The 26,614-nt window shown below is 43.4% G+C and carries 25 protein-coding genes; 9 read left to right on the top strand and 16 right to left on the bottom strand.

The features are described from left to right. Window positions 1-131 precede the first annotated feature (131 nt). From Vgang_RS15525 to Vgang_RS15500, 6 genes are read right to left on the bottom strand one after another with little or no spacing between them, the layout of a single operon-like run. Complete coding sequence (locus Vgang_RS15525) at window positions 132-1,871, bottom strand: BatD family protein (RefSeq protein WP_157946012.1); 1,740 nt, start codon at window positions 1,869-1,871, stop codon at window positions 132-134. Between the two features lie 20 nt (window positions 1,872-1,891). Then, the gene (locus tag Vgang_RS15520) at window positions 1,892-3,928 is read right to left on the bottom strand and encodes a vWA domain-containing protein (RefSeq protein ID WP_105901729.1); all 2,037 of its coding nucleotides are present in this window, start codon (window positions 3,926-3,928) and stop codon (window positions 1,892-1,894) included. Beyond that, the gene (locus tag Vgang_RS15515; RefSeq protein WP_105901728.1) at window positions 3,921-4,883 is read right to left on the bottom strand and encodes a vWA domain-containing protein; all 963 of its coding nucleotides are present in this window, start codon (window positions 4,881-4,883) and stop codon (window positions 3,921-3,923) included. Before Vgang_RS15515 ends, Vgang_RS15520 begins: the two co-directional genes overlap by 8 nt. Beyond that, window positions 4,876-5,550, bottom strand: a complete 675-nt coding sequence (locus Vgang_RS15510) for a DUF4381 domain-containing protein (protein ID WP_105901727.1) — start codon at window positions 5,548-5,550, stop codon at window positions 4,876-4,878. The genes Vgang_RS15515 and Vgang_RS15510 overlap by 8 nt, the downstream gene beginning before the upstream one ends. Next, the gene (locus Vgang_RS15505; RefSeq protein WP_105901726.1) at window positions 5,543-6,535 is read right to left on the bottom strand and encodes a DUF58 domain-containing protein; all 993 of its coding nucleotides are present in this window, start codon (window positions 6,533-6,535) and stop codon (window positions 5,543-5,545) included. The genes Vgang_RS15510 and Vgang_RS15505 overlap by 8 nt, the downstream gene beginning before the upstream one ends. After that, window positions 6,535-7,491 carry an AAA family ATPase gene (locus Vgang_RS15500; protein WP_105901725.1) on the bottom strand — a complete coding sequence of 319 codons (957 nt, stop codon included), beginning with the start codon at window positions 7,489-7,491 and terminating at the stop codon, window positions 6,535-6,537. The genes Vgang_RS15505 and Vgang_RS15500 overlap by 1 nt, the downstream gene beginning before the upstream one ends. Window positions 7,492-7,781: 290 nt before the next feature. Between Vgang_RS15500 and Vgang_RS15495 the strand changes: the two genes are divergently transcribed. Both Vgang_RS15495 and Vgang_RS15490 read left to right on the top strand, forming a co-directional pair. Further along, the gene (locus Vgang_RS15495; protein WP_105901724.1) at window positions 7,782-7,985 is read left to right on the top strand and encodes a chromosome partitioning protein ParA; all 204 of its coding nucleotides are present in this window, start codon (window positions 7,782-7,784) and stop codon (window positions 7,983-7,985) included. A gap of 97 nt (window positions 7,986-8,082) precedes the next feature. Beyond that, window positions 8,083-8,298 (top strand): DUF3820 family protein, encoded by a 216-nt coding sequence (locus tag Vgang_RS15490; protein WP_086980720.1) that lies wholly within the window; start codon window positions 8,083-8,085, stop codon window positions 8,296-8,298. An 86-nt stretch (window positions 8,299-8,384) separates the two neighbouring features. Here Vgang_RS15490 and Vgang_RS15485 read toward each other — a convergent pair whose 3' ends face one another. Further along, window positions 8,385-9,488, bottom strand: coding sequence for a phosphoribosylaminoimidazolesuccinocarboxamide synthase (locus Vgang_RS15485; protein ID WP_105901723.1), 1,104 nt, complete (start codon window positions 9,486-9,488; stop codon window positions 8,385-8,387). Window positions 9,489-9,752: 264 nt separating this feature from the next. Then, window positions 9,753-10,163, bottom strand: coding sequence for a hypothetical protein (locus tag Vgang_RS15480; protein WP_105901722.1), 411 nt, complete (start codon window positions 10,161-10,163; stop codon window positions 9,753-9,755). A 361-nt stretch (window positions 10,164-10,524) separates the two neighbouring features. Here Vgang_RS15480 and aqpZ point away from each other — a divergent pair, with 361 nt between their 5' ends. Continuing rightward, on the top strand, window positions 10,525-11,223 hold the full coding sequence (gene aqpZ, locus Vgang_RS15475; RefSeq protein WP_105901721.1) for an aquaporin Z: 699 nt from the start codon (window positions 10,525-10,527) through the stop codon (window positions 11,221-11,223). A gap of 89 nt (window positions 11,224-11,312) precedes the next feature. On the opposite strand, the gene Vgang_RS15470 is transcribed toward aqpZ, so the two are convergent. Together Vgang_RS15470 and Vgang_RS15465 are read right to left on the bottom strand one after the other, a co-directional pair. Beyond that, window positions 11,313-11,498 carry a hypothetical protein gene (locus tag Vgang_RS15470; protein WP_105901720.1) on the bottom strand — a complete coding sequence of 62 codons (186 nt, stop codon included), beginning with the start codon at window positions 11,496-11,498 and terminating at the stop codon, window positions 11,313-11,315. 172 nt (window positions 11,499-11,670) lie between these two features. Beyond that, window positions 11,671-12,357 (bottom strand): DUF2786 domain-containing protein, encoded by a 687-nt coding sequence (locus tag Vgang_RS15465; RefSeq protein ID WP_105901719.1) that lies wholly within the window; start codon window positions 12,355-12,357, stop codon window positions 11,671-11,673. Between the two features lie 328 nt (window positions 12,358-12,685). Between Vgang_RS15465 and ydiJ the strand changes: the two genes are divergently transcribed. Next, a complete protein-coding gene (gene ydiJ, locus Vgang_RS15460) occupies window positions 12,686-15,739 on the top strand; it encodes a D-2-hydroxyglutarate dehydrogenase YdiJ (protein ID WP_105901824.1) in 3,054 nt (1,017 codons plus the stop codon). Between the two features lie 157 nt (window positions 15,740-15,896). On the opposite strand, the gene Vgang_RS15455 is transcribed toward ydiJ, so the two are convergent. The 3 genes from Vgang_RS15455 to Vgang_RS15445 form a co-directional block, all read right to left on the bottom strand. Beyond that, complete coding sequence (locus Vgang_RS15455; protein ID WP_105901718.1) at window positions 15,897-16,859, bottom strand: porin; 963 nt, start codon at window positions 16,857-16,859, stop codon at window positions 15,897-15,899. 246 nt (window positions 16,860-17,105) lie between these two features. After that, window positions 17,106-17,822 (bottom strand): DUF3581 domain-containing protein, encoded by a 717-nt coding sequence (locus tag Vgang_RS15450; RefSeq protein ID WP_105901717.1) that lies wholly within the window; start codon window positions 17,820-17,822, stop codon window positions 17,106-17,108. A 113-nt stretch (window positions 17,823-17,935) separates the two neighbouring features. Further along, window positions 17,936-18,241: a hypothetical protein gene (locus tag Vgang_RS15445; protein WP_105901716.1), complete on the bottom strand. Its 306-nt coding sequence runs from the start codon at window positions 18,239-18,241 to the stop codon at window positions 17,936-17,938. A gap of 601 nt (window positions 18,242-18,842) precedes the next feature. Here Vgang_RS15445 and thrS point away from each other — a divergent pair. From thrS to rplT, 4 genes are all read left to right on the top strand, one after another. Next, entirely contained in the window at window positions 18,843-20,768 is a 1,926-nt protein-coding gene (gene thrS, locus Vgang_RS15440) for a threonine--tRNA ligase (RefSeq protein WP_105901715.1), read from the top strand. 3 nt (window positions 20,769-20,771) lie between these two features. Continuing rightward, a complete protein-coding gene (infC, locus tag Vgang_RS15435) occupies window positions 20,772-21,323 on the top strand; it encodes a translation initiation factor IF-3 (RefSeq protein WP_105901714.1) in 552 nt (183 codons plus the stop codon). Window positions 21,324-21,459: 136 nt separating this feature from the next. Further along, on the top strand, window positions 21,460-21,654 hold the full coding sequence (rpmI, locus tag Vgang_RS15430) for a 50S ribosomal protein L35 (RefSeq protein WP_086980731.1): 195 nt from the start codon (window positions 21,460-21,462) through the stop codon (window positions 21,652-21,654). Between the two features lie 41 nt (window positions 21,655-21,695). After that, a complete protein-coding gene (gene rplT / locus Vgang_RS15425; protein WP_027695678.1) occupies window positions 21,696-22,049 on the top strand; it encodes a 50S ribosomal protein L20 in 354 nt (117 codons plus the stop codon). Window positions 22,050-22,129: 80 nt separating this feature from the next. Here rplT and dctM read toward each other — a convergent pair whose 3' ends face one another. The 3 genes from dctM to Vgang_RS15410 are packed head-to-tail and all read right to left on the bottom strand — an operon-like array spanning window position 22,130 to window position 25,128. Beyond that, the gene (dctM, locus tag Vgang_RS15420; RefSeq protein ID WP_105901713.1) at window positions 22,130-23,413 is read right to left on the bottom strand and encodes a C4-dicarboxylate TRAP transporter large permease protein DctM; all 1,284 of its coding nucleotides are present in this window, start codon (window positions 23,411-23,413) and stop codon (window positions 22,130-22,132) included. A gap of 2 nt (window positions 23,414-23,415) precedes the next feature. Then, complete coding sequence (locus tag Vgang_RS15415; RefSeq protein WP_105901712.1) at window positions 23,416-24,099, bottom strand: TRAP transporter small permease; 684 nt, start codon at window positions 24,097-24,099, stop codon at window positions 23,416-23,418. Between the two features lie 21 nt (window positions 24,100-24,120). Beyond that, window positions 24,121-25,128, bottom strand: coding sequence for a TRAP transporter substrate-binding protein (locus Vgang_RS15410; protein WP_105901711.1), 1,008 nt, complete (start codon window positions 25,126-25,128; stop codon window positions 24,121-24,123). Between the two features lie 325 nt (window positions 25,129-25,453). Here Vgang_RS15410 and Vgang_RS15405 point away from each other — a divergent pair, with 325 nt between their 5' ends. After that, a complete protein-coding gene (locus tag Vgang_RS15405; RefSeq protein WP_105901710.1) occupies window positions 25,454-26,614 on the top strand; it encodes an efflux RND transporter periplasmic adaptor subunit in 1,161 nt (386 codons plus the stop codon).

Below are 26,614 nucleotides of genomic sequence, written 5' to 3'. Positions count from 1 at the left end.
ACAGCTTAAATATATAAGGTAACGTTTACATTTATTATTGTCAGTGTCATAAAAGTAAATTTTGAAGTAAATCTCATTACCGGAATAGATTTCAGGATTAATGCCACTAGTCTGGTTTACTAAAACCAAATTTAGAGAGGCTCTATCTCTCTGTTTTTAAGTGTATTTCTCTGTGATTGCGCTTTTTTTATGAGATTTCTTAATTCCTTCACATCATAATCTTGCTGATTGGCGCTGTATAAACTTGCCATGAGCTGATTCATTTCCAATTGAATCTGTTGTTTCAATTCCGCTTCAATATTTGGATATTGGGCTTGCCATTCACGGTAAGCGGCTTGGATCTTCACGCCATCTTTTGTTTTTAGGATGCTGACCAAATCTGAAGCTTGAGCTTTTGATGTGCCTTTCGAGCTCGATTGTGGTTGCGATACCAACTGTGTTTGGCTGCGTTTTTGTTGGATCAAAATCAGCAGAGTCACAATCCAAAGTGCGGCAAATAGGGCAGTGAGGTAAGGCCAAAAACCAGGTTCCTCAATCGTTTTCACTTTTGTTTCTGTTGGAGTCGCTTGTGGCTGTGGTGCTTCACTCGTTGCCGGTTGAGCGTTGTTATTCGCTACCATTGGGCTTGTTTGTACTGGCGCGTTTTCATCTACCGTGGCATTCAGTGTTAAACCTTTGGCTTGTGCGCTTTCTGCTTTACCAAGCTGTGAGTTCCACCAAGGCACAGTCACAGATGGCAGTGTAATCTTACCGGATTTTTTCGGCATGATGACTTGCTTTAAGGTCATCACCGTATTGCCCGCTTTATCTTGTCCGAACTTTGGCTTTTCGCTGTAGACGCGCACAGAATTTGGGTAATCAATCTTAATATCCGGCAGGCTTTCTGCACTCACATCTTTGACCACCAACGCCAACATGCGGGTAATCGGTTGGCCGACTTTAGCGTCGATACTTCCATTAGCTGTATTTAGCGTATTGCCTTCACTGTCTTGCCAGCCTTGTTGCAGTTCGAGTGATTGAGTTGGCAGCCAAGCGCCTTTAAATGAGGCTGGTTTTTCTTTCACGGTGAGCGTAATTGGCTCAGATTGTACATCCACTGGCACAATGCGGCGCGCGCCAGTTGAACGGCTAATGCTGATCACTTGTGCCTGTAAGCGGGTTGGGATTAATTGGTGCTCACCTGATTGTTCCGCGGTGACCTGGTATTTCTGCTCAACGACGGTGGTTTCAATGCCATTGATGATCTTTTGATATTGGTTTGCATCGCCAACCGGAGTGATGGTTAAGCCCTCACCCGATGGTGGCGTGAGCTTGGTGTTTTGTAAGCCGCGTGGGTCGGTTTTCACTAATAAACGAGAGACAAATGTTGCGGTCTCTTTCGGGTACAGAGTGGTTTTAGAAATACTGTCATCAAAATCAATTAAATCACTTTGTTTCGGTGAGCTTGGATCTTTGCTCACATGTAAGGTGATAGGGTCGGTTTTGACACCATTAATAGTAAAGCTCGGGATAATCACTTCACCGGTTTTGTTGGTTGCAAGGGAGAGATTCCACTCGCTGCGAATCGTGACATCGCCATTAATGCTGTAGCGAGAGGTGCCAAATTGCACTGCGCCTTGGGTAAAGTCTTTATCGAGCACGCTTGGGTCGAAGTCTTCACGATGCGCCGCGCCCATGTACGCCACTTGTAAATTAAACACTTCATTGGTGCTTAAACGCGTTTGCGATACCGAAGCGGTGGCTTGAACATCTTTCGCATAAGTGGCGGGGCTGAATACCATTGTAGCCATGAGGGCGAAAGCGATGGCAAACCATTTGTAGCCAGCTTGAGCCTGACGTAAAATCTTGAATTGAGACATGAATGAATACATCGTTCTTTCCATTATGAGCATTACCATAATTGACCATTAGATTGCGGCGCGGGTTTTTGTTGCGCTTCAAGTGCCATCTGCGCTTGCAGTAAGCGTTGGGCGTTATCTGGAATTTGTTCTAGCTTATTCAGACGAGGATCGGCCGCCACCGTATTGCCAGTCGGTTGACCTTGATCCGTCGGCGCAGCACTCATTGCTTGGGCTTTACTTTCATCTTGTGACTGGTCTTTTTGTTGTTCTTTTTGGGCAGCCTTAGCTTGCTGTTCTTGTTCCTGCTGAGCTTGTTTTTGTTGTTCAGACTGCTGATTTGACGAGTTGGCCTTATCATTATTTTGTTGTGATTGCTGCTCGTCATTCGATTGCTGCGAGTTTGACTGCTCTGAGCTTTGGTTTTGCTTGGTGCTATTACTCTTATCTGAACTTGGCTTTTCATCTGAACTAGGGTTGTTATTTGAGTTCTGATTTTGAGTCGAGCTCTGGTTCTGATCGGAATGATTTTTCTGGTCAGAATTTTGCTGAGACTGATCACCTTGCGATGACTTATCTTGAGAGTCGCTATTTTGAGACGATTGATCTTGTGATTGTTTATCTTGCTGCTGCTTATTCTGATCTTGGCTGTTTTGATTTTGCTGCTGATCTTGTTGCTTCTGCTGTTGCTGTTTTTGTTGCTCTAGCGCTTTCTTCACAATCTCTAAGTTCTTTTTCGCATCCGCATTGTTTGGGTTGGCTTTAAGAATGTCTTCATAGCCTTGTTTGGCTTGTTCTAGCTGACCAGCTTGAGCTTGTGCATTGGCTAGGTTGTAACGGGCATCTTCACTGGTTAGCCCTTGCAGTTCTTTAATTGCCGCTTGGTAATTGCCTGCTTGATATAACGCTGCGCCTTTCCACGCTTGGTTATCAAATGCGCTCGCCGCTTGCGGGTATTGTTTGGCCTGGTAGGCATCGTAACCTTGCTGATCGGGGGTTTTAAACACCGAAGACAGTAACGATGCGCTGTTGGTTTGGGCTTGTGGCGTTTCACTTTGTGCCGCATAAGCATGTTGAGGTTGCATCAAAGGCAAAGCGGCAAGAAAAGCGAGGCTGAAAATACCACCACGACGGAACGCGCCTAAGGCTAATACCAGCAAGATAGGCAATAGCCAGAAACCATTATTGATATGTACTTCCAAATCCGGTGTCTCTTTATTTTCTTTATTGGTTTTCAATTCCACATGATTGAGCGATTGTGATAATTGTTGAATATCGCCGTCATCATTTCGTAGTGGGGTATAAACGCCGTGCCCAATTTGAGCGATCTCTTGCAGTGCTTTGAGATCGGTTTTGGCGACCACCGTGGTGCCGTCATGAGTAAATAGATCGCCATTAGGCAAACGAATGGGGGCACCTTGCGCTGTTCCGACTGACATGACGGATAGGTTCCAATGGGTGTCTTTGAGCAAATCTTGGATCGCTTCCGATTCCACATTGCTTAGCCCGTCAGCAATCAGAATAATATCGCCTTGTTGATGGCCCGCTTGAGTGAGCATATCAATGGCTTTTTTTACCCCAGCAGCGGCATCACTGCCTTGAGTGGGCATGATATTGGGCGATAAGTTTGGAATCAGGCTCGCAAGGGTATTACTGTCGTTGGTGAGTGGGCTAATCATGTAGCCGTCACCAGAGTAAGCTACTAACCCTGTGGTGCCTTCTTGCAACTTAGGTAATAAATCTAACACCTTGTAGCGCGCCTGGCTAAGGCGGTTGGGCGCAAGATCGGTGGCGTACATGGATAAGGTCATATCCATCACAATCACTCGAGCATTATTGACACCAAAGCTCGGCACCGATTGCTTTTGAAAACTTGGCCCACTTAATGCGATCACGGCGATAAGCCAAGCCGCAAGTAAGGTAGTGACAACCGAACCGTGCGCTTTATGCTGCTCAAGCCCAAGCTGTTGGCTCAAGTGGGCGGCGATCAAGCTGGTGGATTTAGGCTTACGATACAGCCACACGCTGAGCACAATTGCAGGAATGGCTGCGTATAACCAAGCGGGATGCAGCAGTTGAAAATCAGCCATGTTGTCTCCTTAATACCGCAAGGATAAATGACAAAAATAAAGCCAGTGCGAGCGGATAAGTGAACCATTCCGTTTGTGGTCGCCAGGTTTGAGTGGCGTTACTGACCGGCTGTAATTGGTTAATAGTGTCGTAGATCTGATTGAGGTCTTTTTGATCGCGAGCGCGGAAGTATTTGCCGCCTGTCATTTCAGCAATCTTGGTGAGCGTTTTTTCATCCAAGTCTTGCGCTGTGTTCACTGTGCGAGATCCAAAGAAACTTTTTACCTCTAATTCGCCCGCTCCAACACCCACGGTGTAAATGATCACGTTGTTTTCTTTGGCAATGCTGGTGGCTTCGATAGGGTCAATTACGCCGGCTGTATTACTACCATCACTTAATAGCACGATGACACGTTGCTCTGCTTCACTTTTGATGAAGGTTTTGGTGGCAATCCCCAAGCCTTCACCAATCGCGGTTTGACTACCAATCATATTCAATTGTGCGCGGTTGAGTTGTTGTAAAACCGCTGTGCGATCCAGCGTTAATGGAGTTTGCAGGTAAGCGTGGTCAGCAAATAGCACTAACCCTAAACGGTCACCTTTACGTTTGGTGATGAAATCTGACAGGACTTGTTTGACTGCCGTTAAGCGATCAATATAGCCAGAAGGGGAATTCATATCCTCTTGTGCCATTGAACCGGATAGATCCACCACCAGCATCATATCGCGATGCTTTGGTTGCACTTCAATTGGCTCGCCATACCAGACAGGACGGGCGGCGGCTAAAACGAGTAATACCCAAATTAACACCGCTAAGACTTTTAAGCTGATGTGCTGGCGACGTTCAACCCCACCCTCTGTAGGTAAAGTAGGCAGCATAATGGCTGAGCGAGGTTTGTGTGCAGGCGCAAAAAAATAGACAAGAATTGGCAAGGGCAGAAGCAATAATGCCCAAAGCCACTGAAACTCAAACATCGTCTTGAGATCCTTTCACTTTTTCTTCTAGTTGGTTCAATACACGTTCTTTTTCGATTAAGCCTTTTGGCGCTGATTTTGCTGGTCTGGCTTTGGATACCACGCCATCATTCAAATCCATGGTGTTAGATTTGAACTGAGCTTGGGCGGCTTTAATTTGTTTTTTACTCGGCGGTAGCGCTTGTGTAATCCAAGTTTCGACTTGCAAATACAAGGCATCGGCAACCTCATCAGCAACGGGCTGCTTTTGGTACAGCGCGGTTTGCCATTGCAGTTGGTTAGATTGGAAATTGGCTTTTTTCGACGGGTGCTGTTCATCCAAAAAAGCGTACCAACGTTCACCATGCAAGCTAGCTAACATAGGGCGAGGGTAGTAAGACAAACACACCTGACGAAGTAAATCGTTGGCAGTCGCGACTTTCTTTTTCCCTTTTTGCCTTGCGGCGTTTTGCACTAGTAAACGTAATGCGGTTTTCTTGGCAAGATGACGTTTTTTACGGCGCTTTATCAGCACGATAGCCACAATAAAGATCAATAACGCTAAAGCAAGGCAGGCCCACCATCCCCAAGCAAGTGGCCAGAATCCAGGTTCAGCAGGTAGATGCAAAGGCGCAAGCGGTAAGCTAGGTTGGGCTTGAGAGGCAGCGTTGAGCGCAGTGTTATTCATGATTTGCTCCTTGCTGCGTGCTAGAAGATGAAGCACCAAGTTGAGATAAGAGTGGTTCAGCACACGTTAATGATCGCATTGGAATAGCCATAGATTTACAAATTTTCTCTAATTGATTTAGATGTTCAGTGTACCTATTTTTCAATTGGTTACGTGTATTTTTTTGCCCAAAGTTGAGCCAGCGCGTGTGTTCGCCATTGGTGACGTATTCACTTCCACGAAATTCCGTATTGCCCATTTCGAGTGGATCGAAAATATGCACAAATTGCAATCGGTTATGTTGACGCAATTGATTGAGCAGCGGTTTGGCGTCTAGATCTAGCCGTTTGAAATCACTGATAAAAATAATGTCACTGCCTTTAGGACACATGCGATGTAGCGTTTGCAGCACCTGTTTAAATGGCAATGTTTTGAGTTGGGTGAATGTTTTGAATTGGCTCTTTGTTTGCTGAGCTTGCTGCCACTGTTCGAATGCTTGATTGTTTAACTGTACGAGCTGGTGGCTAATATGTAACGCGCCTTGTTGACGGGCCGTGGGTTTGACCTCGATTAATTGATCGCCCATGTCGATGAGCGCGCCAATGCGATCTTTTTGCTCGACAGTAAGCCAACTGAGTAAGCTCGCCAAATGCGCACATTGCACGGTTTTAAATAGCAATTGTGAGCCAAAACGCATGCTGGCGCTGAGATCAATATATAAGATCACTGGCTGCTCGCGCTCTTCGGTAAACAGTTTGGTGTGTGCTTTGCCTGTACGAGCCGTGACACGCCAGTCGATAGAGCGAATGTCATCTCCCGCTTGATACTGACGTACCTCGGCAAAGTTCATTCCTCGACCTTTTTGATTGCTGTTATGGCTACCGTTCAGCTGTGACCACAAACTTTTATTCGGTGGCTGCCAATGCACAGTATGGCTTTTGTAATACAGCAACTCTTTTAAATTGAGGCTCACCCCATTGGCAAAAGGCGGTAACTTTTGCTCCATCATGCACTGCCAACCTGCGCTAATAATTCGGCAATGACACGATTTGATGTAATGCCTTCGGCTTGTGCTGGGTAGCTTAATAGTAAGCGGTGGCGTAACACAGGGAAGGCCATCGCTTGTACGTCTTCTGGGCTAACAAAATCACGACCAGCAAGCCAAGCGTGCGCGCGAGCACAACGATCGAGCGCGATGGTTGCGCGTGGGCTGACACCCATTTGTAGCCATTCTGCTAATAATGGGTTGTATTGCTCTGGCTGACGAGTGGCCATGATCAAACGAATGATGTATTGCTCAACATTCTCTGCCATGTGAATAGATAACGCTGCTTGGCGAGCATCAAATATGGTTTGTTGAGAAAGCATTACCGGCTGGCTGGCGTGTTGACCTTGTGCTTCACCGCGGTTCAAGCGCAAGATTTCCAGCTCGCTGTCGGCATTTGGATAGTCCACTTCAAGGTGCAGTAAGAAGCGGTCTAATTGCGCTTCAGGTAGCGGATACGTTCCTTCTTGCTCAATCGGGTTTTGGGTTGCCATGACTAAAAATAATTCAGGCAATTTGTAAGATTCACGCCCAACGGTAATTTGTTTTTCTGCCATTGCTTCCAACATTGCCGCTTGCACTTTCGCGGGGGCGCGGTTGATTTCATCAGCAAGAATCAATGAATTGAAAATCGGGCCTGCTTGGAAGGTAAATTCACCGGTTTCAGGGCGGAAAATATCGGTACCGGTTAAATCGGCAGGCAGTAGATCGGGGGTAAATTGTACGCGATGGAAATCACCTTCAATGCAATCGGCTAACACTTTCACCGCACGTGTTTTAGCTAACCCCGGAGGCCCTTCAACGAGAATATGCCCATCAGCGAGTAAGGCGACGAGAAGTTGTTTCACTAATTCATTTTGGCCAATCACTTGAGAGTTTAAATATTGCTGGAGTTGGGCAAAAGCGTCCGAATGCATGGTCAAAATATCTCCTGAAATGTCGGATAAAATCTTTTATGTGAATGAAATATATCGAATATTTGTAAATTGGTAAATGTGACAATTTGTAACATGTAGCTTATGACCCACGAATAGCTGAAAAGTTCTCTTTATCGCTCAGTCAAAGGTTAATTTGTTTTACAAGCGCTTGTTTTTCATACAAGGCGAGCTTGGCTTGGGCTAAATCTACCGTGCTTTGGTGGCGCAGCAAGGGTAAAGCCGTTAGAATTAGCGCAATTGATTTTAAAATTGTAACTTGGAAAATACTCATGAGTAATGATATCGAAAAAGAACTGGAAGCCATGTCAGCTGAAATGACCGAAGCGCCAGAAACGCCATTACCAAGCATCGAAGAGCAAAAAGCGATTGTTGCGAAGTTAAAGCAACTGGAAGCGGAAGGTAAATTAACTCCAGAAGTGTTAGAAGAGCATTTCGGCAAGTTCAACGATGATGAAGCGCGCCCAGTTCACTAATCGTTAACTCTTAGACAAAAATATATACCCAAGTAATAAACATCACCTGCCATTGCTGCAGGCGTTTTTTTGATAGCGTTACTAAAAGGCATGCCCCATGCTAGAAAAAGAAAACTTGATAAAACTGGCTCGCACGCCGATGCCGTTTGGTAAATACGCAGGCCGCATGTTGATAGACTTACCCGAAGAGTATTTGCTGTGGTTTCAAAATAAGGCGGAATTTCCTAAAGGCGAGTTAGGGGATTTATTAAAACTTTGTTTGGCACTGAAAATTGAAGGGTTAGATAGCTTAGTTAAGCCCCTCAAGCGCTAGTTTTAGGGGCGCACTAAACAAAAAGAGTGAAGCTTTGTACGAGTTTCACTCTTCTTTATATGGGTAGATCCAATAACTAACCTGAACTAAACAATCAGATCGTAGTCTTTACGCAAGATATCGATGATTTCTTGTTTTGGATTTGCGCTTAGTTCAATTTTCTTCCCTGTAATTTTCTCTGCAATACCAAGGTAAGTGCGAGAAATATCCATGATGGCTTCTTGTGGTAGCGCATTGTTTTCAGCCAAAGCAAAACGCTCATCCATACGATTTTTGTTTAAAAGAATATCAGGATCGGGGAAGTAGTTGAGTAAGAATTGGCGGAAACCTTCTTTGGAGTTTTCGACAATGTTACCGTTTTGGTATTCGGTTTTATCCCAAATACGTGAAGAGTCAGGTGTACCGACTTCATCCATGTAGATCAGTTTTTCATTACCAGCGGAATCGTGTACATAACCAAACTCGAATTTGGTATCAACAAAGATTTGATCCACTTTATCCAGCGCATCACTGATCACTTTGAAGCCTTCTTTAAGCAGCTTTTCATAATGAGCAATGTCTTCCGCTTTAGAGAAGTTAAACGCGGTAAAATTGGCTTCAATGTCTTGGCGAGATACGTTGACATCATCCGCTTCAGGCACGTTAGGAATGCCTTTTAAGATGCCTTTAGTGGATGGCGTCATCAGTAGTTCTGGTAACGCTTTATCTTTTTCTAGACCTTCAGGAAGTGAAATTCCGCAAAATTCACGTTCGCCTTTTTCGTAAGCGCGCCACATTGAGCCTGTGATGTATTGGCGGCAAATCGCTTCGATCATGACGGGTTTGGCTTTTTGTACGATCCAAACAAATGGATGAGGAATATCGAGAATATGGCTGTCGGCTAAATGGTTATCTTTGAACAGTTGGAACCAGTGGTTAGAAATGGCATTTAATGCTGCGCCTTTGCCTGGAACGCCTTGCAGGCCACCTTCACCGTGCCAAATACAGTCAAACGCAGAAATGCGGTCACTGATCACCATAATGGCAAGTGGAGCGTCTTCTGCAACATCGTAACCCTTTTCTTTAATTAGGCGGCGGCTATCTGCCTCGGTTAACCAATAAACAGAACGTACTTTACCACTGTGTACAGGTTTGTCAGTACGGATGGGAAGATCGTCATTCACGGCAAGAACTTGATTAGCAATGCTCATTTCCATTTTCCTACTAGGCTATATAAATGCGGTATGAACGCCTTTCATACCAGAAAGCGGCATGATACCGAACAAAAGCGTTGCTATCCAGAGAAAAAGCAAACGTTTGCTATGAATTTTATTTTGCAAAAACGTCGCAGGTATTGGGGAGTATTAAAGGTGATTGGCTTTGGTGTTTTGGTGAATGTAAAAGGTGACGACAGAGCCAGAGATCGTCCGTAATCGTCTTTGGCTCATGCTTCATCATCAGTCATTAAATTTGGCTCAGTGTAGGTGACGACGCGTTAACGTTTGTTGAATAGATGCACTCATAAAAAATAATTCGCAGTTATTTTGTTGCGCTAACGCGATCAGTTCTTGTTTGTCTTGGTGAGAAAAATGATCACTGGCTACGATTGCACTGGCGTTTTTGGCATTTAACGCTTTAATTATGATGTCTTTTTCAGACATTGAGTTTGAGGCTTTGATTTTTACTACTTTACGAGCATCAATACCAAAAGCATCCAGTTCTGGTGTTGTTGGTAGAGTAGCGCCAGCAGTAAATAGTAGCCAGTTTGGGCGTTTAGAAAGTATTGATAGTCGTGAAAACAGTGGGCTGGTTACTGAGAACATATCGTCATTACAAGCCTGAGAAGCAAAAGACTGATGAGGTAAAACGTTAGCGTGAGTAAACATAAATAACTGTCCATATATACATACTGTGTATGTATACAGTAGTTTTTAATCGGTGAAAGATCAAGCGATTTATTGATCGATTTATTATTAAGTGTGATTTAAATCACTTTTTTATTTGTGGTTTTTCAAATCTGATGTAATATTTAAAGGTTCGTAACTCATTAATAATTAGAGACTTAATGAGGTGAGCAAATAGGAAGATTTAAGGTGTAAAAGAGGAAGATTTTTCTTTTATGCTGGATCTTGTTGGCATGAAAACTTGTATATCAACCTACAATTAAGGCGGTTGGTAAATGAATGTCAGCGTTGCTATCTCAAAGATCAGGTGATCTTTGAGCCATATATTCATAGGAATAAAAAAATGAATAAATATTTAGCGGAATGTTTCGGTACGTTTTGGCTAGTACTTGGTGGTTGTGGTAGTGCGGTATTAGCTGCTGCGTTTCCTGACCTTGGCATCGGTTTTGTTGGTGTATCTTTGGCCTTTGGTCTTACTGTGTTAACCATGGCATTTGCTATTGGTCACATCTCTGGTTGTCACTTGAACCCTGCGGTATCTATCGGTTTATGGGCTGGTGGTCGTTTCCCTGCAAATCAACTTTTACCTTACATTATTGCTCAAGTAATCGGCGGTATCATTGCTGGTGGTGTACTGTATGTGATTGCCTCTGGCCAAGCAGGTTTTGATGTGGCAGCAGGTTTCGCTTCTAACGGTTACGGTGAACATTCTCCAGGTGGTTACTCAATGACTTCTGCATTAGTGACTGAAGTTGTTATGACAATGATGTTCTTGATCGTGATTTTAGGTGCGACAGACAAACGTGCTCCGGCAGGCTTTGCACCAATCGCGATTGGCCTATGTTTGACTCTTATCCACTTGATCTCTATCCCAGTGACTAACACTTCTGTTAACCCTGCTCGTAGTACTGCTGTTGCCGTTTACGTTGGCGATTGGGCGACAGCGCAGTTGTGGCTATTCTGGGTTGCGCCAATCATTGGTGCAATTCTAGGTGCGATTGCATACCGTTTTATCGGTTGTGAAAAAGCAGAAAACGCATAATTAGTACGATTGCGATAACTGTGAAATAGAATGAATAAAGGCGCTCATTGAAGCGCCTTTATTATTGAATTTTTTTGAGGATGAGGAAGTTACTTTAACTTGGCTTGCTTATCTCTTAACGCTTGTTCAGCGATATTAAATTGACGAACGTCCATACGTGCAAAATCGTGGCACTCAGGACAGGCACGGTGGCTAACACCGTCGAGATACTCAAACTTAACTAATTGACCTACGAATTGTTTACACCAATCGCAAGTACCATGTGAACTTTCCATTATTGTTTCCCTGTTTCTGCTCATAAAATTGAACGCAAGCAGTGTAGCGAACAATATTGAGACTTTCGAATGCTATTACGTATAAGAATGTGGTTATGCTCACATTCTTCAATAATAAAATTAAGGGAAACGTTTGCCTGAATCAGGGGTTGAGTCAGGCAAAAATGCGGCGTTATTTGTTTAAGCGTTTACGTTCTGACTCACCATCGATTGGGCGATTCACTGAAACACGGCGACCTTTTTTTAAACCCACTTCATAGTCTGCAGTGAAGTTTTTCATCGCTTCACGCAATTGTTGTTTAAAGGTTTCACGATCGACGTTTTCAAATTCTTTATCGATGTAGTTATTGATCTTTTGAGCAGAATCATCATCCGGAGCGATCAGCGGCAGTTTTTCCAAAGCACCTTCGATCCAGCCTGATAAGAAAGAATTCACACGACGAGTGACTTCCGCGCTTGATGTACCTGAGCCTGAAAAACTATTACGGAATTGTCCGGTTTGTTCATTCATTTCACGATAAATGATATCGAAAGCAAATGCGGCAAAAATGGCACGATCTGCCTCACCGATAAATTCAACACGCTTTAAGCCTTTGTGGTTAAGAAGCACGGCTTCGACACCAAAGCGGGTGTTAATACCACGAATAACACGAAGTAGGTTAGAGCTAATATTGGCAGGTAATAAGTGGCTTGATTGGGTTTTACCCAGCTTGATGAAGTCAATATCGTCCTTATCTAAGCCATACTTAAGCATTAAGCGGTGCGCCATTTTAATGGCCTGGGCTGCTTCGTTGACGTTAGCGGAACTGCCTAGCTCAAGGCATTTGGCAATTTTTTTAAGGGCTTTTTGTTTATCCATTAATATTCTGACAATCTGCTGAGTAAAATAATGAGCCGCATATTCTACCGTTTTTAATGGGAGTAAGAAAGGACAACTGTTGTGTGGTGATCATATATCGACTCAGTCACTTGAGGATAAAATTGCCGCACTTTCTACTCCTCAGCCAAGCAGAAATAAGGTAAAGTGACTTAATTCAAAAAATTACAATGATTAACCGAGACCCAAGTCTCTGCTTTAAGCCTCTTGACTTAAGCTCCTTGGGTCAAGCTGAGGGATCAGCGCACTAGGAACATGGAAGCGAATGTCTGTTAATAATCAAACATCAAAAAATTCATCTGATTCATCTATCTTGCCAGCATTAAGCCAACGTTATGATGTTGAGCCATTGGTGAGCGCCTATCTCAATGAGCTGGAAGCCGCAGGATTTCGAGGCGATATCGAACAAACCTATGCGAGCCGTTTGGCTGTTGCGACCGATAACAGTGTGTATCAGCAATTGCCGCAAGCCGTGGTGTTGCCAAAAGATAACCAAGATGTGCAGTTGATTGCCCGAATTGGCGCGCAAGAAAAATACGCCACCATTACTTTTTCTCCTCGTGGCGGCGGTACTGGAACCAACGGCCAGTCATTAACCAAAGGCATTGTGGTGGATATGTCTCGCTACATGAATAAGGTGCTTGAAGTTAACTCAGAAGAAGGTTGGGTTCGAGTGCAGTCTGGTGTGGTAAAAGACCAACTTAATGATGCGGTTCGATCATACGGTTATTTTTTCTCGCCGGATCTTTCAACCAGTAACCGTGCCACTGTTGGCGGTATGATCAATACCGATGCTTCGGGACAGGGTTCTTTGAAATACGGCAAAACGTCTGATCATATGTTGTCGTTGCAAGCGGTATTTGCTGACGGTTCCATGTTTGAAACCGATGGTTCACAAGGTGAGCCTGAATTAGGCACTTTTGCGGCAAAGGCTTACAGCATGACCGAGCAAGTGTGCCGTGAAAATCGTGACGCTATTGAAGCTAAATTTCCACCGCTTAACCGCTTTCTTACTGGCTATGACTTAAAAAATGCGCTGTCTTTTGAGCAACAGGAGCAGGGTGAATTTAACCTTGGACGAGTGCTTTGTGGTGCAGAAGGGTCTCTCGCTTTTATTACCGAAGCCAAATTAAACTTAACGCCAATTCCTAAAGCGCGTTCGCTGGTCAATATCAAATACAATTCATTTGATTCGGCGTTACGTAATGCGCCGTTGATGGTTCAAGCGCAAGCTTTGTCGGTGGAAACGGTGGATTCGAAAGTATTGAATCTCGCCAAGCAAGACATCGTTTGGCATACCGTGAGTGATTTGATCACCGATGTCCCAGGCAAAGATATGCAAGGCATCAATATTGTCGAGTTTGCAGGTCAAGACACCAATGAAGTCACGCAACAAGTGAATGCGCTGGTTGAGCAGTTAGAAAAACAATTGGAAACGGAAGAAGGCGGCATTATTGGTTTTCAGGTATGCCATGACCTCGACAGCATTAATAAAATCTACAACATGCGTAAAAAGGCGGTGGGCTTATTAGGTGGTGCAAAAGGCCGAGCTAAGCCAATTGCTTTTGCTGAAGATACTTGTGTTCCACCTGAAAACTTAGCTGATTTTATTGTTGAGTTCCGTGCCTTGCTTGATGAAAAGCAATTAAACTACGGCATGTTTGGCCATGTGGATGCCGGTGTATTGCACGTTCGTCCAGCCTTGGATTTGTGCGACCCCGAGCAAGAAAAAATGATGCATCAAATTTCTGATGAAGTCGTGAAGCTAGTGGCAAAATACGGCGGTTTGATGTGGGGAGAACACGGTAAAGGCTATCGCTCTGAGTATGGCCCTGAGTTTTTTGGTGAAGAACTCTTTACTCAGTTGCGTCGAGTGAAAGCCGCATTTGACCCGCTTAATAAAATGAACCCAGGAAAGATTTGTACGCCAATTGAAAGCCAAGATGAATTGGTGAAAGTGTCCGATGCTAAGCGTGCGTTTTATGATAGACAAATTCCTGTGACTGTGCGTGACAGCTTCCGACAAGCGATGGAATGTAACGGCAACGGTTTGTGCTTTAACTATGACGTGAATTCGCCAATGTGTCCGTCAATGAAAGTGACCGCAGACCGTCGTCACTCACCAAAAGGCCGTGCCGGTTTAGTTCGCGAGTGGTTACGTCAATTAACCGCAAGCGGTGTCGATATTTTGGATTTAGAAGAAAAAGCATTGCAGCAATCTAGCTCAATCAAATCCATGATTGACCGTGTACGCCATACGATTAAAAAGAAAGAAGAATACGATTTTTCTCACGAAGTATTTGAAGCCTTAAATGGCTGTTTGGCTTGTAAAGCCTGTGCAAGTCAGTGCCCGATTAATGTTGATGTGCCGTCATTTCGTTCGCGTTTCTTAAATGTGTATTACACACGTTATCAGCGTCCGGCGAAAGATTATCTCGTCGGCAATATTGAATCATTGTTACCTTTGATGGCGAAAGCGCCAAAAGTAGTCAATACCATGTTAGCCATGAACTGGGTTCAGTCATTGACGAAGAAAACGGTGGGTTACATTGATACGCCATTGTTGTCGATTCCAACATTAAAGCAGTCTTTAGAAGATCAATTATGGGACAGCCGCTTTAGCTTATCTCAATTGCAGTCTCTTTCTGATGAAAAGCGCAAAGATTATGTACTGATTGTTCAAGACCCATTCACCAGTTTTTATGATGCCGATGTGGTGGCCGACTTGGTTGATTTGGCCGTTAAACTAGGGAAAAAGCCCGTTGTTTTGCCATTTAAGCCTAATGGTAAAGCGCAGCATATTAAAGGTTTCCTTAAACAGTTTGCCCAAACGGCGAATTCGACGAGTGAGTTCTTAACTCAATTAGCAGAGTTAAATATTCCGATGGTGGGTGTCGACCCTGCCACCGTGCTTTGTTACCGAGACGAATACCGTGAAGTATTAGGTGAAAAAGCCAAAGCGTTTCAGGTGCTCAGTGTGCATGAATGGCTGCAACCGAACTTGCAGACGTTTACTTATCGTGCAAAAGGGGATGAACAACCTTGGTATTTGTTCTCGCACTGTACCGAGAAGACCAAATTGCCAAATTCAGAAAAACAGTGGGGGGAAATATTCACTCACTTTGGCGCTAAGTTGACTTCGGTGGCGGTCGGCTGTTGCGGTATGGCCGGCACCTTTGGCCATGAAGCGGATAAGTTTGATATGTCACAAGGGATCTATCAATTGAGCTGGCAGCCTAATTTGAATCGTTTGGATAAAGAACGCTGTTTGGTCACTGGCTATTCATGTCGCAGCCAAGTTAAACGCTTTGAAGGGTTGAAACCTAAGCACCCGGTGCAAGCCTTACTGGCATTGCTTGATTAAGTGATATGGTTATATTAAGTGACATGGTTAGATTAAGTGGGTTAGTTAAGCTTTCATGATTTAAGTTTTCGCTCTAAAAATTAAGGCCTGAATTCAATTGAACTCAGGCCTTTGTTTAGACGCTAATGAATTTCGGGGGAAATAACATCAATGCATCTTAGAAATCGTAACGGATACCCGCTTGGATTTGGTCATCTTCGTCATCAATCATTTCAAACTTGTAACCCGCATAAGTGCGTAGGTTGCTGTTGAATTTGTAAACTGCTTCGATAGCGACGTTGTCGACTGCATCGTCTTCACCATCGTTTTCAGTTGCGTAGTTATACACACCAACGAAAGTCCATTTGTCTAGCTTGTACTGAGCTGAAACTTCGTAACCATCGTTTTTGCCGTCACCACCGTTAGCCACATCATCAGTGTCATTCCACAAGTAAAGTGCGCCTAGAGTGAAGTCTGCGATAGAGTATTGAACACCCACATCGAATTGGTTCACATCGGTATCAGCTTGTTTACCGCCAGCATAACCTGCACCTAGGTCTAGGCCGAAATCAAAAGAATACATAGCCGCAACAGAGTATTGATCTGAGTCTGCTTCTTCACCCGCGAGGTAGTTGGCACCTAGAGTTAAGCCAGAGAACTCACCTTTATAAGCGAAGTTATTTTCTTGCTTATCGCTACCTGCGTTTAGTGCGATAGCGTCGTCTGCGTCTGCGCCAAACGTTGCCATGGTATCGGTAAAGTCAGTGATCATAACCAGTGCAGTATCTTGCTTACCGTAAGAGAAATCACCAATTTGCGTGCCGATACCGCCGAAGATGTAACGAGTTTTGATATCGCCAGAAGTGTTTATTTCGTTTTCATACTTACCAAAACCTGTTAGGTCACTAGAAATTTGAGTTTTACCAGAAATGCTTAGACGAGCACGGCTTTTGTCATCAAAAGCGCTTTCGGTTTTTTCGCCAGCTACATATTCTTCATTGTTATCTGAAATATTGAAGCGCGCTTCTGCACGACCACCAATTTTTAGCTCAGAGGTGTCATCTTTATAAACGGTTGCAGCCAGAGAAGAAGTCGAAACTAGAGCGGCTAAAATAGATGTTGCTAGAACTGCTTTTTTCATTGTTTAAATCCTATGTTTTAAATTAGAGACTTACGTGTCTTCTTAGTGCTGCGAGTACGATAGGATAGAAATATGAAGAATAAGTGTCTGTTATGTGACGTTTTGATTAATTGAAAATTCTGATGAGAAAGTGTGATAAATATCACATAGAAATGTGGTGCAAATAAAAAACGCCAGTAATCAAGCCACTTTCATGGCAGTTACTGGCGTTTAGTTTAAAAAAATATGTAGCCTAAGGCTGAAATCTTATCCGTGTTGAGCTTGGAAGGCCGTCTTACACGCGTTAAATCGGTCGACAAATTCATCGATGTCCGCTTGAACATAAGGGCGAAGACCACTTGCGACCATTCGCTTAACACCTTTGCCGACGACTTCATCCGCTTCTTTAAAGTCAAAGTTAAGTGTTACTACACCACGTTTACCGGTGACATCGAAAGTTGCGCCTGTAAATTCAACTTCTGGGTTCACTAGGTCCATACGGCAAAACTCAACATCCATGCTTTCATAAATCACAAGTGGGCGCTGAGTGTTGATCATCATCTGCTTCTCTTCCATTAAAGGAACCATGATGTGTGGGAAGTTCATGCCAGAGAATTGCACATAGCTCGTCACAACTTTTTCAATAAACGCAGGGTTTAGATTCTTTTCACCTTCATGGTACATGTGTAGGTATTCTTTACCATTACAATCAACCACGACGCTATCATGTTGCCCTTTTTCTTCAATTGATAACAAAACACCATCATTCACCATGCCAGAAAAACGGAAACTCATTTTTTGGCTGACGCCTTCTTGCTTTAGTAATACAGCAAAAAGAAGATCTCCCGGAACACAGAAGCGTTTGCTGTCTTCATCATGAATTGGGTTGAAATCGCCGGCGACTCTTTTGGCAAAATGGCTTGATTGCTGGCGAGTGAATTGAAAAGCGTTATCTTGAGTTGAGAAATAAGGTGATAAAAACATAAGTCACTACTAATAGAAAAAACAGCGGCAATTATATATGACAATCGCACGCAATTGGTCAGTCCAGTGAAAATAAATTCATTGGTTAGGAAAAAGAAGGTTACGGTGAGAGATTAACCTGAAGAACGTTCGATAGGGTAGATATTACTGAACATTTCTCTTTCAAATTGGGCATCAATCGCAGAGCGCCAATTTTTACTACCACTTACAGGCAGTAAATAGAAGTTTTCACGAGCAGTATCCGTGACAAAAGCAAGGCCATAACGCATGAGTTCATAGTGAGTATCATTGACAAAACTTAGACTAAAGCCTTGTCGACCCGTCAACTTATTGATGTCACGACGAGTGAAAGTGACGCCTTGCCTCTCATTTAAAAACTTATCTTTTAGCCATGTGGCAAATTCTTTCGCGCTGACCATAAATACAATTCCTCGCCGTTAACAAACGAACTTTATTTAACAAACGAACGTAATAGTTAAACGACCCTGTTCACTTTTGTCTCTTTACCGCTCCTGAGTCAGTTAGAGGAGGCGGTATATCATTATTGTTCTTGAGTTTGGTTTAAAACTGAGAAGATAGCGCTGAACAATGTGATCTTGTTCACCTCTTTCTAAATGTAGACAAGGAATGCTTGCTTCTCCAGTTATCACCGCTCATTTCATTAATGTTTTGATTTTTCTTATTTTTGAGAGCATTTTTATAAGCAAATTCAGTTATATAAAAATCCACATGAAAACACAATGTAAATGTAAGGTTATTTTTGTTGCAATTGAAACGGTGCGTTTCTTGATAGTGAGAAAGCAATGCAAGCTGTCTTAATATGTGGATTATTTTCACGCAATAACTTTCAATTTGGGTGAATTTCTTTAGAATGTTCGTCTCTCTTTTGGATTGCAAAATTGATTTGTACCAAATATAAGAATTCACAAAGATTGCTTTGTTTAACTATTTGTTTTTAAAGTAATAATAAACTCATCAAGTGCTACTTGGTATGTGGCACCACTGGAAATAGGATTTATCATGCCTGTAATTACTCTTCCTGATGGCAGTACTCGCCAATTTGACAACTCTGTTTCAACAATGGACGTGGCTTTATCTATTGGTCCTGGTCTTGCAAAAGCAACGATCGCTGGTCGTGTAGATGGTAACCGTGTTGATGCGTGCGATTTAATTGAAAATGACGCGAGTTTAGAAATCATCACTGCTAAAGATGAAGATGGTTTAGAAATCATTCGTCACTCTTGTGCTCACTTGCTTGGTCATGCGATTAAGCAGCTTTTCCCTGAAGCAAAAATGGCGATTGGTCCAACGATCGATAAAGGTTTCTACTACGACATCGATCTTGAGCATTCTTTAACGCAAGAAGATTTGGATGCGATTGAAAAGCGCATGAAAGAGCTTGCGAAGACCAAATATCAAGTCGTTAAGAAGAAAGTAAGCTGGCAAGAAGCGCGTGATACGTTTGAATCACGTGGTGAAAGCTACAAAATGGAAATTCTTGATGAAAACGTGGCGCGCGACGATCGCCCAGGTCTGTACCATCATGAAGAATACATCGATATGTGTCGTGGCCCACATGTACCAAACATGAGCTTCTGCCAACATTTCACTTTATTGAATGTGGCAGGTGCATACTGGCGTGGTAACAGCGACAATAAAATGCTGCAACGTATTTACGGCACCGCATTTGCTGATAAGAAGCAATTAAAAGAGCACCTTGTTCGCCTAGAAGAAGCGGCGAAGCGTGACCACCGTAAAATCGGCAAACACTTAGATTTATTCCACATGCAACAAGAAGCACCGGGTATGGTGTTCTGGCATCATAATGGCTGGTCTATTTTCCGTGAACTAGAAGTGTTTGTACGTGAAAAACTAACAGAATATGGTTACCAAGAAGTCAAAGGCCCATTGATGATGGACCGCGTTCTTTGGGAACGTTCAGGTCACTGGGACAAATATGCGGACGCGATGTTTACAACGTCTTCTGAAAACCGTGAATACGCGATCAAACCAATGAACTGTCCAGGTCACGTACAAATCTTTAACCAAGGTTTGAAATCGTACCGTGACTTACCATTGCGTATGGCGGAATTCGGTTCTTGTCACCGTAACGAACCATCGGGTGCGCTACACGGTATCATGCGTGTTCGTGGCTTTACTCAAGATGATGCACACATTTTCTGTACTGAAGATCAAATTCAGGCGGAAGTGAAAGAATGTATCAAGATGGTTTACGATGTTTACAATACTTTTGGTTTTGAAAACATTGTGGTGAAACTGTCTACTCGTCCAGAGCAGCGCGTAGGTTCAGATGAGATTTGGGATAAATCAGAAAGCGACTTGAAACTGGCTTTGGAATCGATGGATATTCCATACGAAATCCAAGAAGGTGAGGGTGCATTCTATGGTCCGAAAATTGAATTCACACTGCATGACTGTCTAGATCGTGCATGGCAATGTGGTACGGTGCAATTAGACTTCAACTTACCTGGCCGTTTAGGTGCAACTTATGTGGGTGAAAATAACGAACGTCTTGTTCCGGTTATGATCCACCGTGCAATTTTAGGTTCACTTGAGCGTTTCATTGGTATTTTGATTGAAGAGTACGCAGGTTTCTTCCCAACATGGTTAGCACCTGAGCAAGCTGTGATCATGGGAATTACCGATAAACAAGCGGATTATGTTCAGGAAATCACTCAAAAATTACAAAAATCTGGCTTTAAAGTAAAAGCGGACTTGAGAAATGAGAAGATTGGCTTTAAAATCCGCGAACACACTTTAAAACGTGTACCTTATATGCTCGTTTGTGGCGACCAAGAGATGGAAGCTGGCGAAATCGCAGTACGTACACGAAAAGGCAAAGACCTCGGTAAGTTTAAAGTAGAAGATTTCATTTCATATCTTCAAGCCGACGTTTCAAGCCGTAAGCTCAATCTGGAGGAATAACCTATTAAAGGCGGAAGAAAAGGCCAACAACCGGCCAAGCAAAACCAGTATCGTTTAAACGATGAGATTCGTGGCGTTAAAGAAGTACGCTTAACTGGTGCAGACGGCGAAGCCGTTGGTATCGTTTCAATCAATGAAGCAATGGAAGCGGCTATTGAAGCTGGTATGGACTTAGTTGAAATTAGTCCAAACGCTGAACCACCTGTCTGTCGTGTGATGGACTATGGTAAATTCCTCTTTGAAAAGAGCAAAGCTGCTAAAGAGCAGAAGAAAAAGCAAAAACAGGTTCAGATTAAGGAAGTTAAATTCCGTCCTGGAACTGATATCGGAGACTATCAGGTAAAACTACGCAACCTGACGCGTTTCCTTGAAGACGGCAACAAAGTGAAAGTAACTATTCGCTTCCGTGGTCGTGAAATGGCTCACCAAGAGATTGGCGTAGACGTTCTAAACCGTTTGAAAGTGGACACTGAAGAGTTAGCAGTGGTTGAATCTTTCCCAACGCGTATTGAAGGTCGCCAAATGATCATGGTGTTGGCCCCTAAGAAGAAGTAATTAAAGGCTTTACAAGTAATTGAACCCTATCACTTGCTAAGCAGTGAGTGATGGGGTTTTATTCGCCCTAATTACATATTATTAACCAGTATGTTTATTAACATATATTAATACATACAATGCGGAGTTATTCATCATGCCTAAGATGAAATCGAACCGAGGCGCTGCGAAGCGTTTCAAAAAAACTGGTGGCGGCTTTAAATTCAAGCACGCAACTAAACGTCACATCCTGACTAAACGTACTACTAAGAACAAGCGTCAGCTTCGTCCAAACGCAATCCTTCCAAAATGTGAAGTGGCTGCAGTTGTTCGTATGCTTCCATACGCTTAATTTTTAGTTAGTTAATTTATATTTAGTTTAGGAGAAGCATAATGCCTCGCGTAAAACGTGGTGTACAAGCTCGTGCACGTCATAAGAAAGTTCTAAAACAAGCTAAAGGTTACTACGGAGCACGTTCTCGTGTTTACCGCGTAGCTTTCCAAGCAGTAACTAAAGCTGGTCAATACGCATACCGTGACCGTCGCAACAAGAAACGTACATTCCGTCAACTATGGATTGCACGTATCAACGCTGCTGCACGTCAAAACGGTCTATCTTACAGCCGTTTCATCAACGGTCTTAAGAAAGCGTCTATTGAAATAGATCGTAAGATCCTTGCAGACATCGCTGTATTCGACAAAGCTGCTTTCGCAGTACTAGTTGAAAAAGCAAAAGCTGCTCTTTAATTAGAACGGTTTAGGATTAAGAAAAAGAGAGCCTCGGCTCTCTTTTTTTATGTCTGAAAATCTATTTTCAGCAAATATTTCTATGGCATCCCTAAAGCATTAGGTAACCACAGTGATACCGCTGGGATGTAGGTAATGATCATCAAGAAGGTCAGTAAAATCATAAGCCAAGGCAGTGCCGCTCTTATCGTTGCACCTAAAGGCATACCGGTAACTGCGGAGGTGACAAAGAGGTTCAATCCCACCGGTGGTGTGATCAGTCCTATCTCCATATTTACCACCATGATGATGCCAAAGTGAATAGGATCAATACCAAGTTCGATAGCAATCGGGAACAGTATCGGCGCCAGAATTAAAATAATGGCTGAGGGTTCCATAAAGTTACCGGCTAACAGCAAAATAATGTTCACTAAGAGTAAGAACATCCACGGCGTTAAACCCAGTTCAATGATCCAAGCCGCAATAGTTTGTGGGATTTGCTCCGTCGTCAATACGAAAGCAAACAACATGGCATTGGCGATGATAAACATCAGCATGATCGACAGTTTAGCCGCTTCCAGTAACACGCTTGGGCATTGCTTAATGCTGATGTCTTTATACACAAATAACGCGATAAAACCGGCATAAACGGCAGCAACAGCGGCCGCTTCTGTTGGGGTAAACATGCCACTGTATATCCCTCCTAAAATAATCACCATTAACAGCAAACCCCAAGCTGCTTTTCGAGCGCTGGACAACCATTGCTTGAATGTCGCTCTCGGCATAGCAGGGAGGTTCTTTTTACGAGCGATGATGTAAATCGCGACCATTAAGCCAAGTCCAAGCAAGGTGCCTGGAATCACGCCGGCCATAAAGAGTTTACCCACCGAGCTTTCTGTTGCGGCGGCATACACTACCATCACAATTGAAGGTGGGATCAAAATACCCAAAGTACCCGCATTACATACAATGCCTGCGCCAAATTCTTTTGGGTAGCCTGAACGGACCATGCCCGCAATCGCAATTGAACCGACTGCCGCAACCGTTGCAGGGGAGGAACCTGAAAGTGCAGCAAATAACATGCAGGCCATGACCGCCGCAATCGCAAGCCCGCCACGTATGTGTCCAACCGTTGAGTTAGCAAAATCAATCAATCGCTTTGCGACACCGCCACTGGTCATGAATGCGCCAGAAAGAAGGAAAAAGGGAATGGCTAATAAAGTATAGTGTTCTGAGGTTTCAAACAGCTTGATGACTAAAGAACGCACCGAATCTTGGCTGAAGAATAAAATGCTGAGTGCGCCAGATAAGCCAAGTGAAATAGCGATTGGTACACCAATGAACATCAGAGCGAATAAGCAAAGAAACAGAAATAGAATCGTCATAATCAGTTATCCTTATTCTGTTTAGATGTATTGGCATCACTGGGTTCGAGCAAATCTGTCATCGCGTGTTTCATCGCGTCTTTAGCTTCATCGGCATTGCCGAGTCCGGTTTGCAACCCTCTGATGATATTAATGAAGATTTCAAAAAACCTGAGCCATAACAGTCCAAAGCCAACGGGAACGACGGCTCCGATATACCACAGTTTGATGTGTATTTTTTCTAAGTCTTCAGCATAGATATTGGCTTGAAACAAAGTGTGTACCCAATCAAAGCTGGCATAAGTCATTAGCCCGGCGTAAATCAAGCAAGATGTACAGGCAATGATGCCGACGACTTTTTGTTTTGGTGTAGAAAGAAGGTTGACGATCACATCGACACCAATATGACCACCGATGCGAACGCCATACGACATACCAATAAAAATCAGCCAACCAAATAACGCTTTAGTTAAAGCGGTACTCCAGGTCATTTCTTGCGCCAATCCAATAAAAAAATCGGCAATGGCAAGGAACCCATCGCTCGCTCCTAACCATTGTTTCTCATAAAACCAGTCCGATAAGTCATAGAAAGGGGTATAGAGATTATTCAAAACCACATAGACGAACGTGACTAATGTCATCGCCGCCAAGAGGAAGGCGACTAAACCTTCCTCTAATTTGGACCAAAAATGATAAACGACTTTCATTGCGAGTCCTTTTATTGACGGCTATTTGCCAGCATCAAGCGCAGCATTAATGACATCCGAACCAATTTCATCTTCGAATTTAGCCCAAACCGGTTTCATTGCATCCACCCATTGCGCACGCTCATCATCAGACAATGAAATGATTTCAGAGGTGCCAGAATCGATGACCGCTTGTTTCGCTTTTTGGTTCAATGCGCCCGCTTCGGAGTTTACGTGTGCGGTCACTTCTTCCAAAATTTGCTCTAGTTGTGAGCGAATATCGTCTGGTAGGCCATTCCAAAATTCTGTATTGGTAATGAGCATGTAGTCCAACACGCCGTGATTGGATTCAGTGATGTACTTTTGTACTTCATTGAATTTTTGTGAGTAGATGTTCGACCAAGGGTTTTCTGCGCCATTGACTACACCGGTTTGTAAACCTTGGTAAACCTCAGCGAAGCTCATTTTTCTAGGGTTAGCTCGTACTGCTTTGAATTGCTCATCCAGTACATCTGAAGCTTGCACACGGAATTTAAGGCCGCGAGCATCACGCGGTACATGCAAAGGTTTATTAGCGGAAAGTTGTTTCATACCGTTATGCCAGTAACCTAGGCCAGTAATATTGTTATTTTCCATCGATTTAAGCAGGGATTTGCCGGTATCACTTTGTTGAAATTTATCGACCGCATTGATGTCTTTAAATAAGAAAGGTAAGTCGAATACTTGAAGTTTTTTCGTGTATTGACCAAATTTGGCTAAAGACGGGGCTATAAGTTGCACATCACCTAAAAGTAGCGCTTCCATTTCTTTTCCATCCCCGTAAAGAGAGGAGTTTGGATAGACTTGAACTTCCACTTTTCCTGGTAAACGTTCTTCTACTAGCTTCTTAAACAGCAAGGCACCTTGGCCTTTAGGCGTGCTGTCGGCAACAACATGAGAAAACTTAATGACGATTGGATCAGCAGCGTGCGCTGACACAGCAAATAAAATTGAAGCAGCACAGAGCATAGCCTGGCTAGTTTTTGCAGCTTTGCGAATAAAGGAAATCATACGTAACCTCTTCCATTTGGTTTTAATAGGTCATCAATGGCTTGAATGAGTCATTGATAGTTGTATTGATTAAGTATCTGTCTAAGCCTAACGTCTTCTGAATATTGTGCTTATTCGACCTTAGGCTAACTTGGCGATATTTATAGAAGAATTGAGAAAGCCCTCACGTTAAAAGCCTTCATGTTTAAAGCCAATTTGGTGTAGCTCTTCTTTCTCTAGCGCACTTAGCTTGACGCAACTTTACCTATCTTTACACGAGCAACACTAGGCGATATGCCTAAGAATCGGTATAACTTAACCATGATTGATAACAATTGCTGATGACATGAAATTACGAAAAAAATGGATATTGATAGCTGCTGTCCCGTTGATTGGGGTTGGCAGCTGGTTTTATTGGGGCAAATCTGAGCCCGCGCCAACCTATGCCACGGAAAGTGTTCAAAAAGGCGATATTGAAAATGCGGTACTTGCCAATGGCATGTTGCAAGCCGCCAAGCTTGTGAACGTTGGTGCGCAGGTTTCAGGTCAGATCCAAAAACTCGCGGTGTCATTGGGTGATGAGATAAAACAAGGCGATTTGATCGCGCAAATTGACAGTCTTACTCAGCAGAACAATTTAAAAGAATCTCAAGCCTCTCTTGACAGTTTGAATGCGCAATATCGAGCCAAACAAGCACAAATTAAGCAAGCTCAGTTCGAATATCAACGTCAAAAAGGTATGTTGGCGGCACAAGCAAGCTCTCGTGCCGATTATGAAAGTGCGGAAGCCACTCTAGCCATCTATCAAGCGGATTTAGCGCAGTTAAAAGCTGAAATAGAAAAGGCGAAAATTAATGTTGATAGCGCTCAAGTGGATCTTGGCTACACGACCATTAGCGCACCGATGGATGGAACCGTGGTTTATACCTCAGTGGAAGCGGGGCAAACCGTGAACGCCAATCAAACGACACCAACGATTATTGAGCTTGCCCAGCTTGATACTATGACAGTCAAAGCGCAAATCTCCGAAGCGGATGTGATTCATGTTCATCCCGGTCAAGTTGCTTATTTCACTATTTTAGGTCAGCCAAATAAAAAGTATCAGGGCACATTACGCGCGATTGAACCCGGCCCGACCATTATGACAGGTGACGATAGCCAGCTTACCGTTTCTGACAGTGATGCAATTTATTACAATGCGTTATTTGATGTGGATAACCCGCAAGGCACATTGCGCATTGGCATGACCGCGCAAGTCTCCATTGTGTTAGAACAAGCCAAAGATGCCTTATTAGTGCCGGCTCAAGTTTTACAGCGTAAAGGCAAGGGATACCAAGTACCCGTCTTACAAGGTGAAAACATTGTTTATAAGCCAGTAGAAGTCGGGATTAATAATAAGGTTAATGCTGAAATTCTTTCTGGATTATATGAGGGCGATCAAGTTGTAGTCGGTATGCCTTCAGATTCCAGCTTCTCTAGTCGCCGTAATCCACCAATGAGATTTTAA

The organism is Vibrio gangliei, from assembly GCF_026001925.1.
GTDB lineage: Bacteria > Pseudomonadota > Gammaproteobacteria > Enterobacterales > Vibrionaceae > Vibrio > Vibrio gangliei.
Note: the sequence above shows the minus strand (reverse complement) of the source record. Positions and strands in the feature narration are given on the sequence as shown.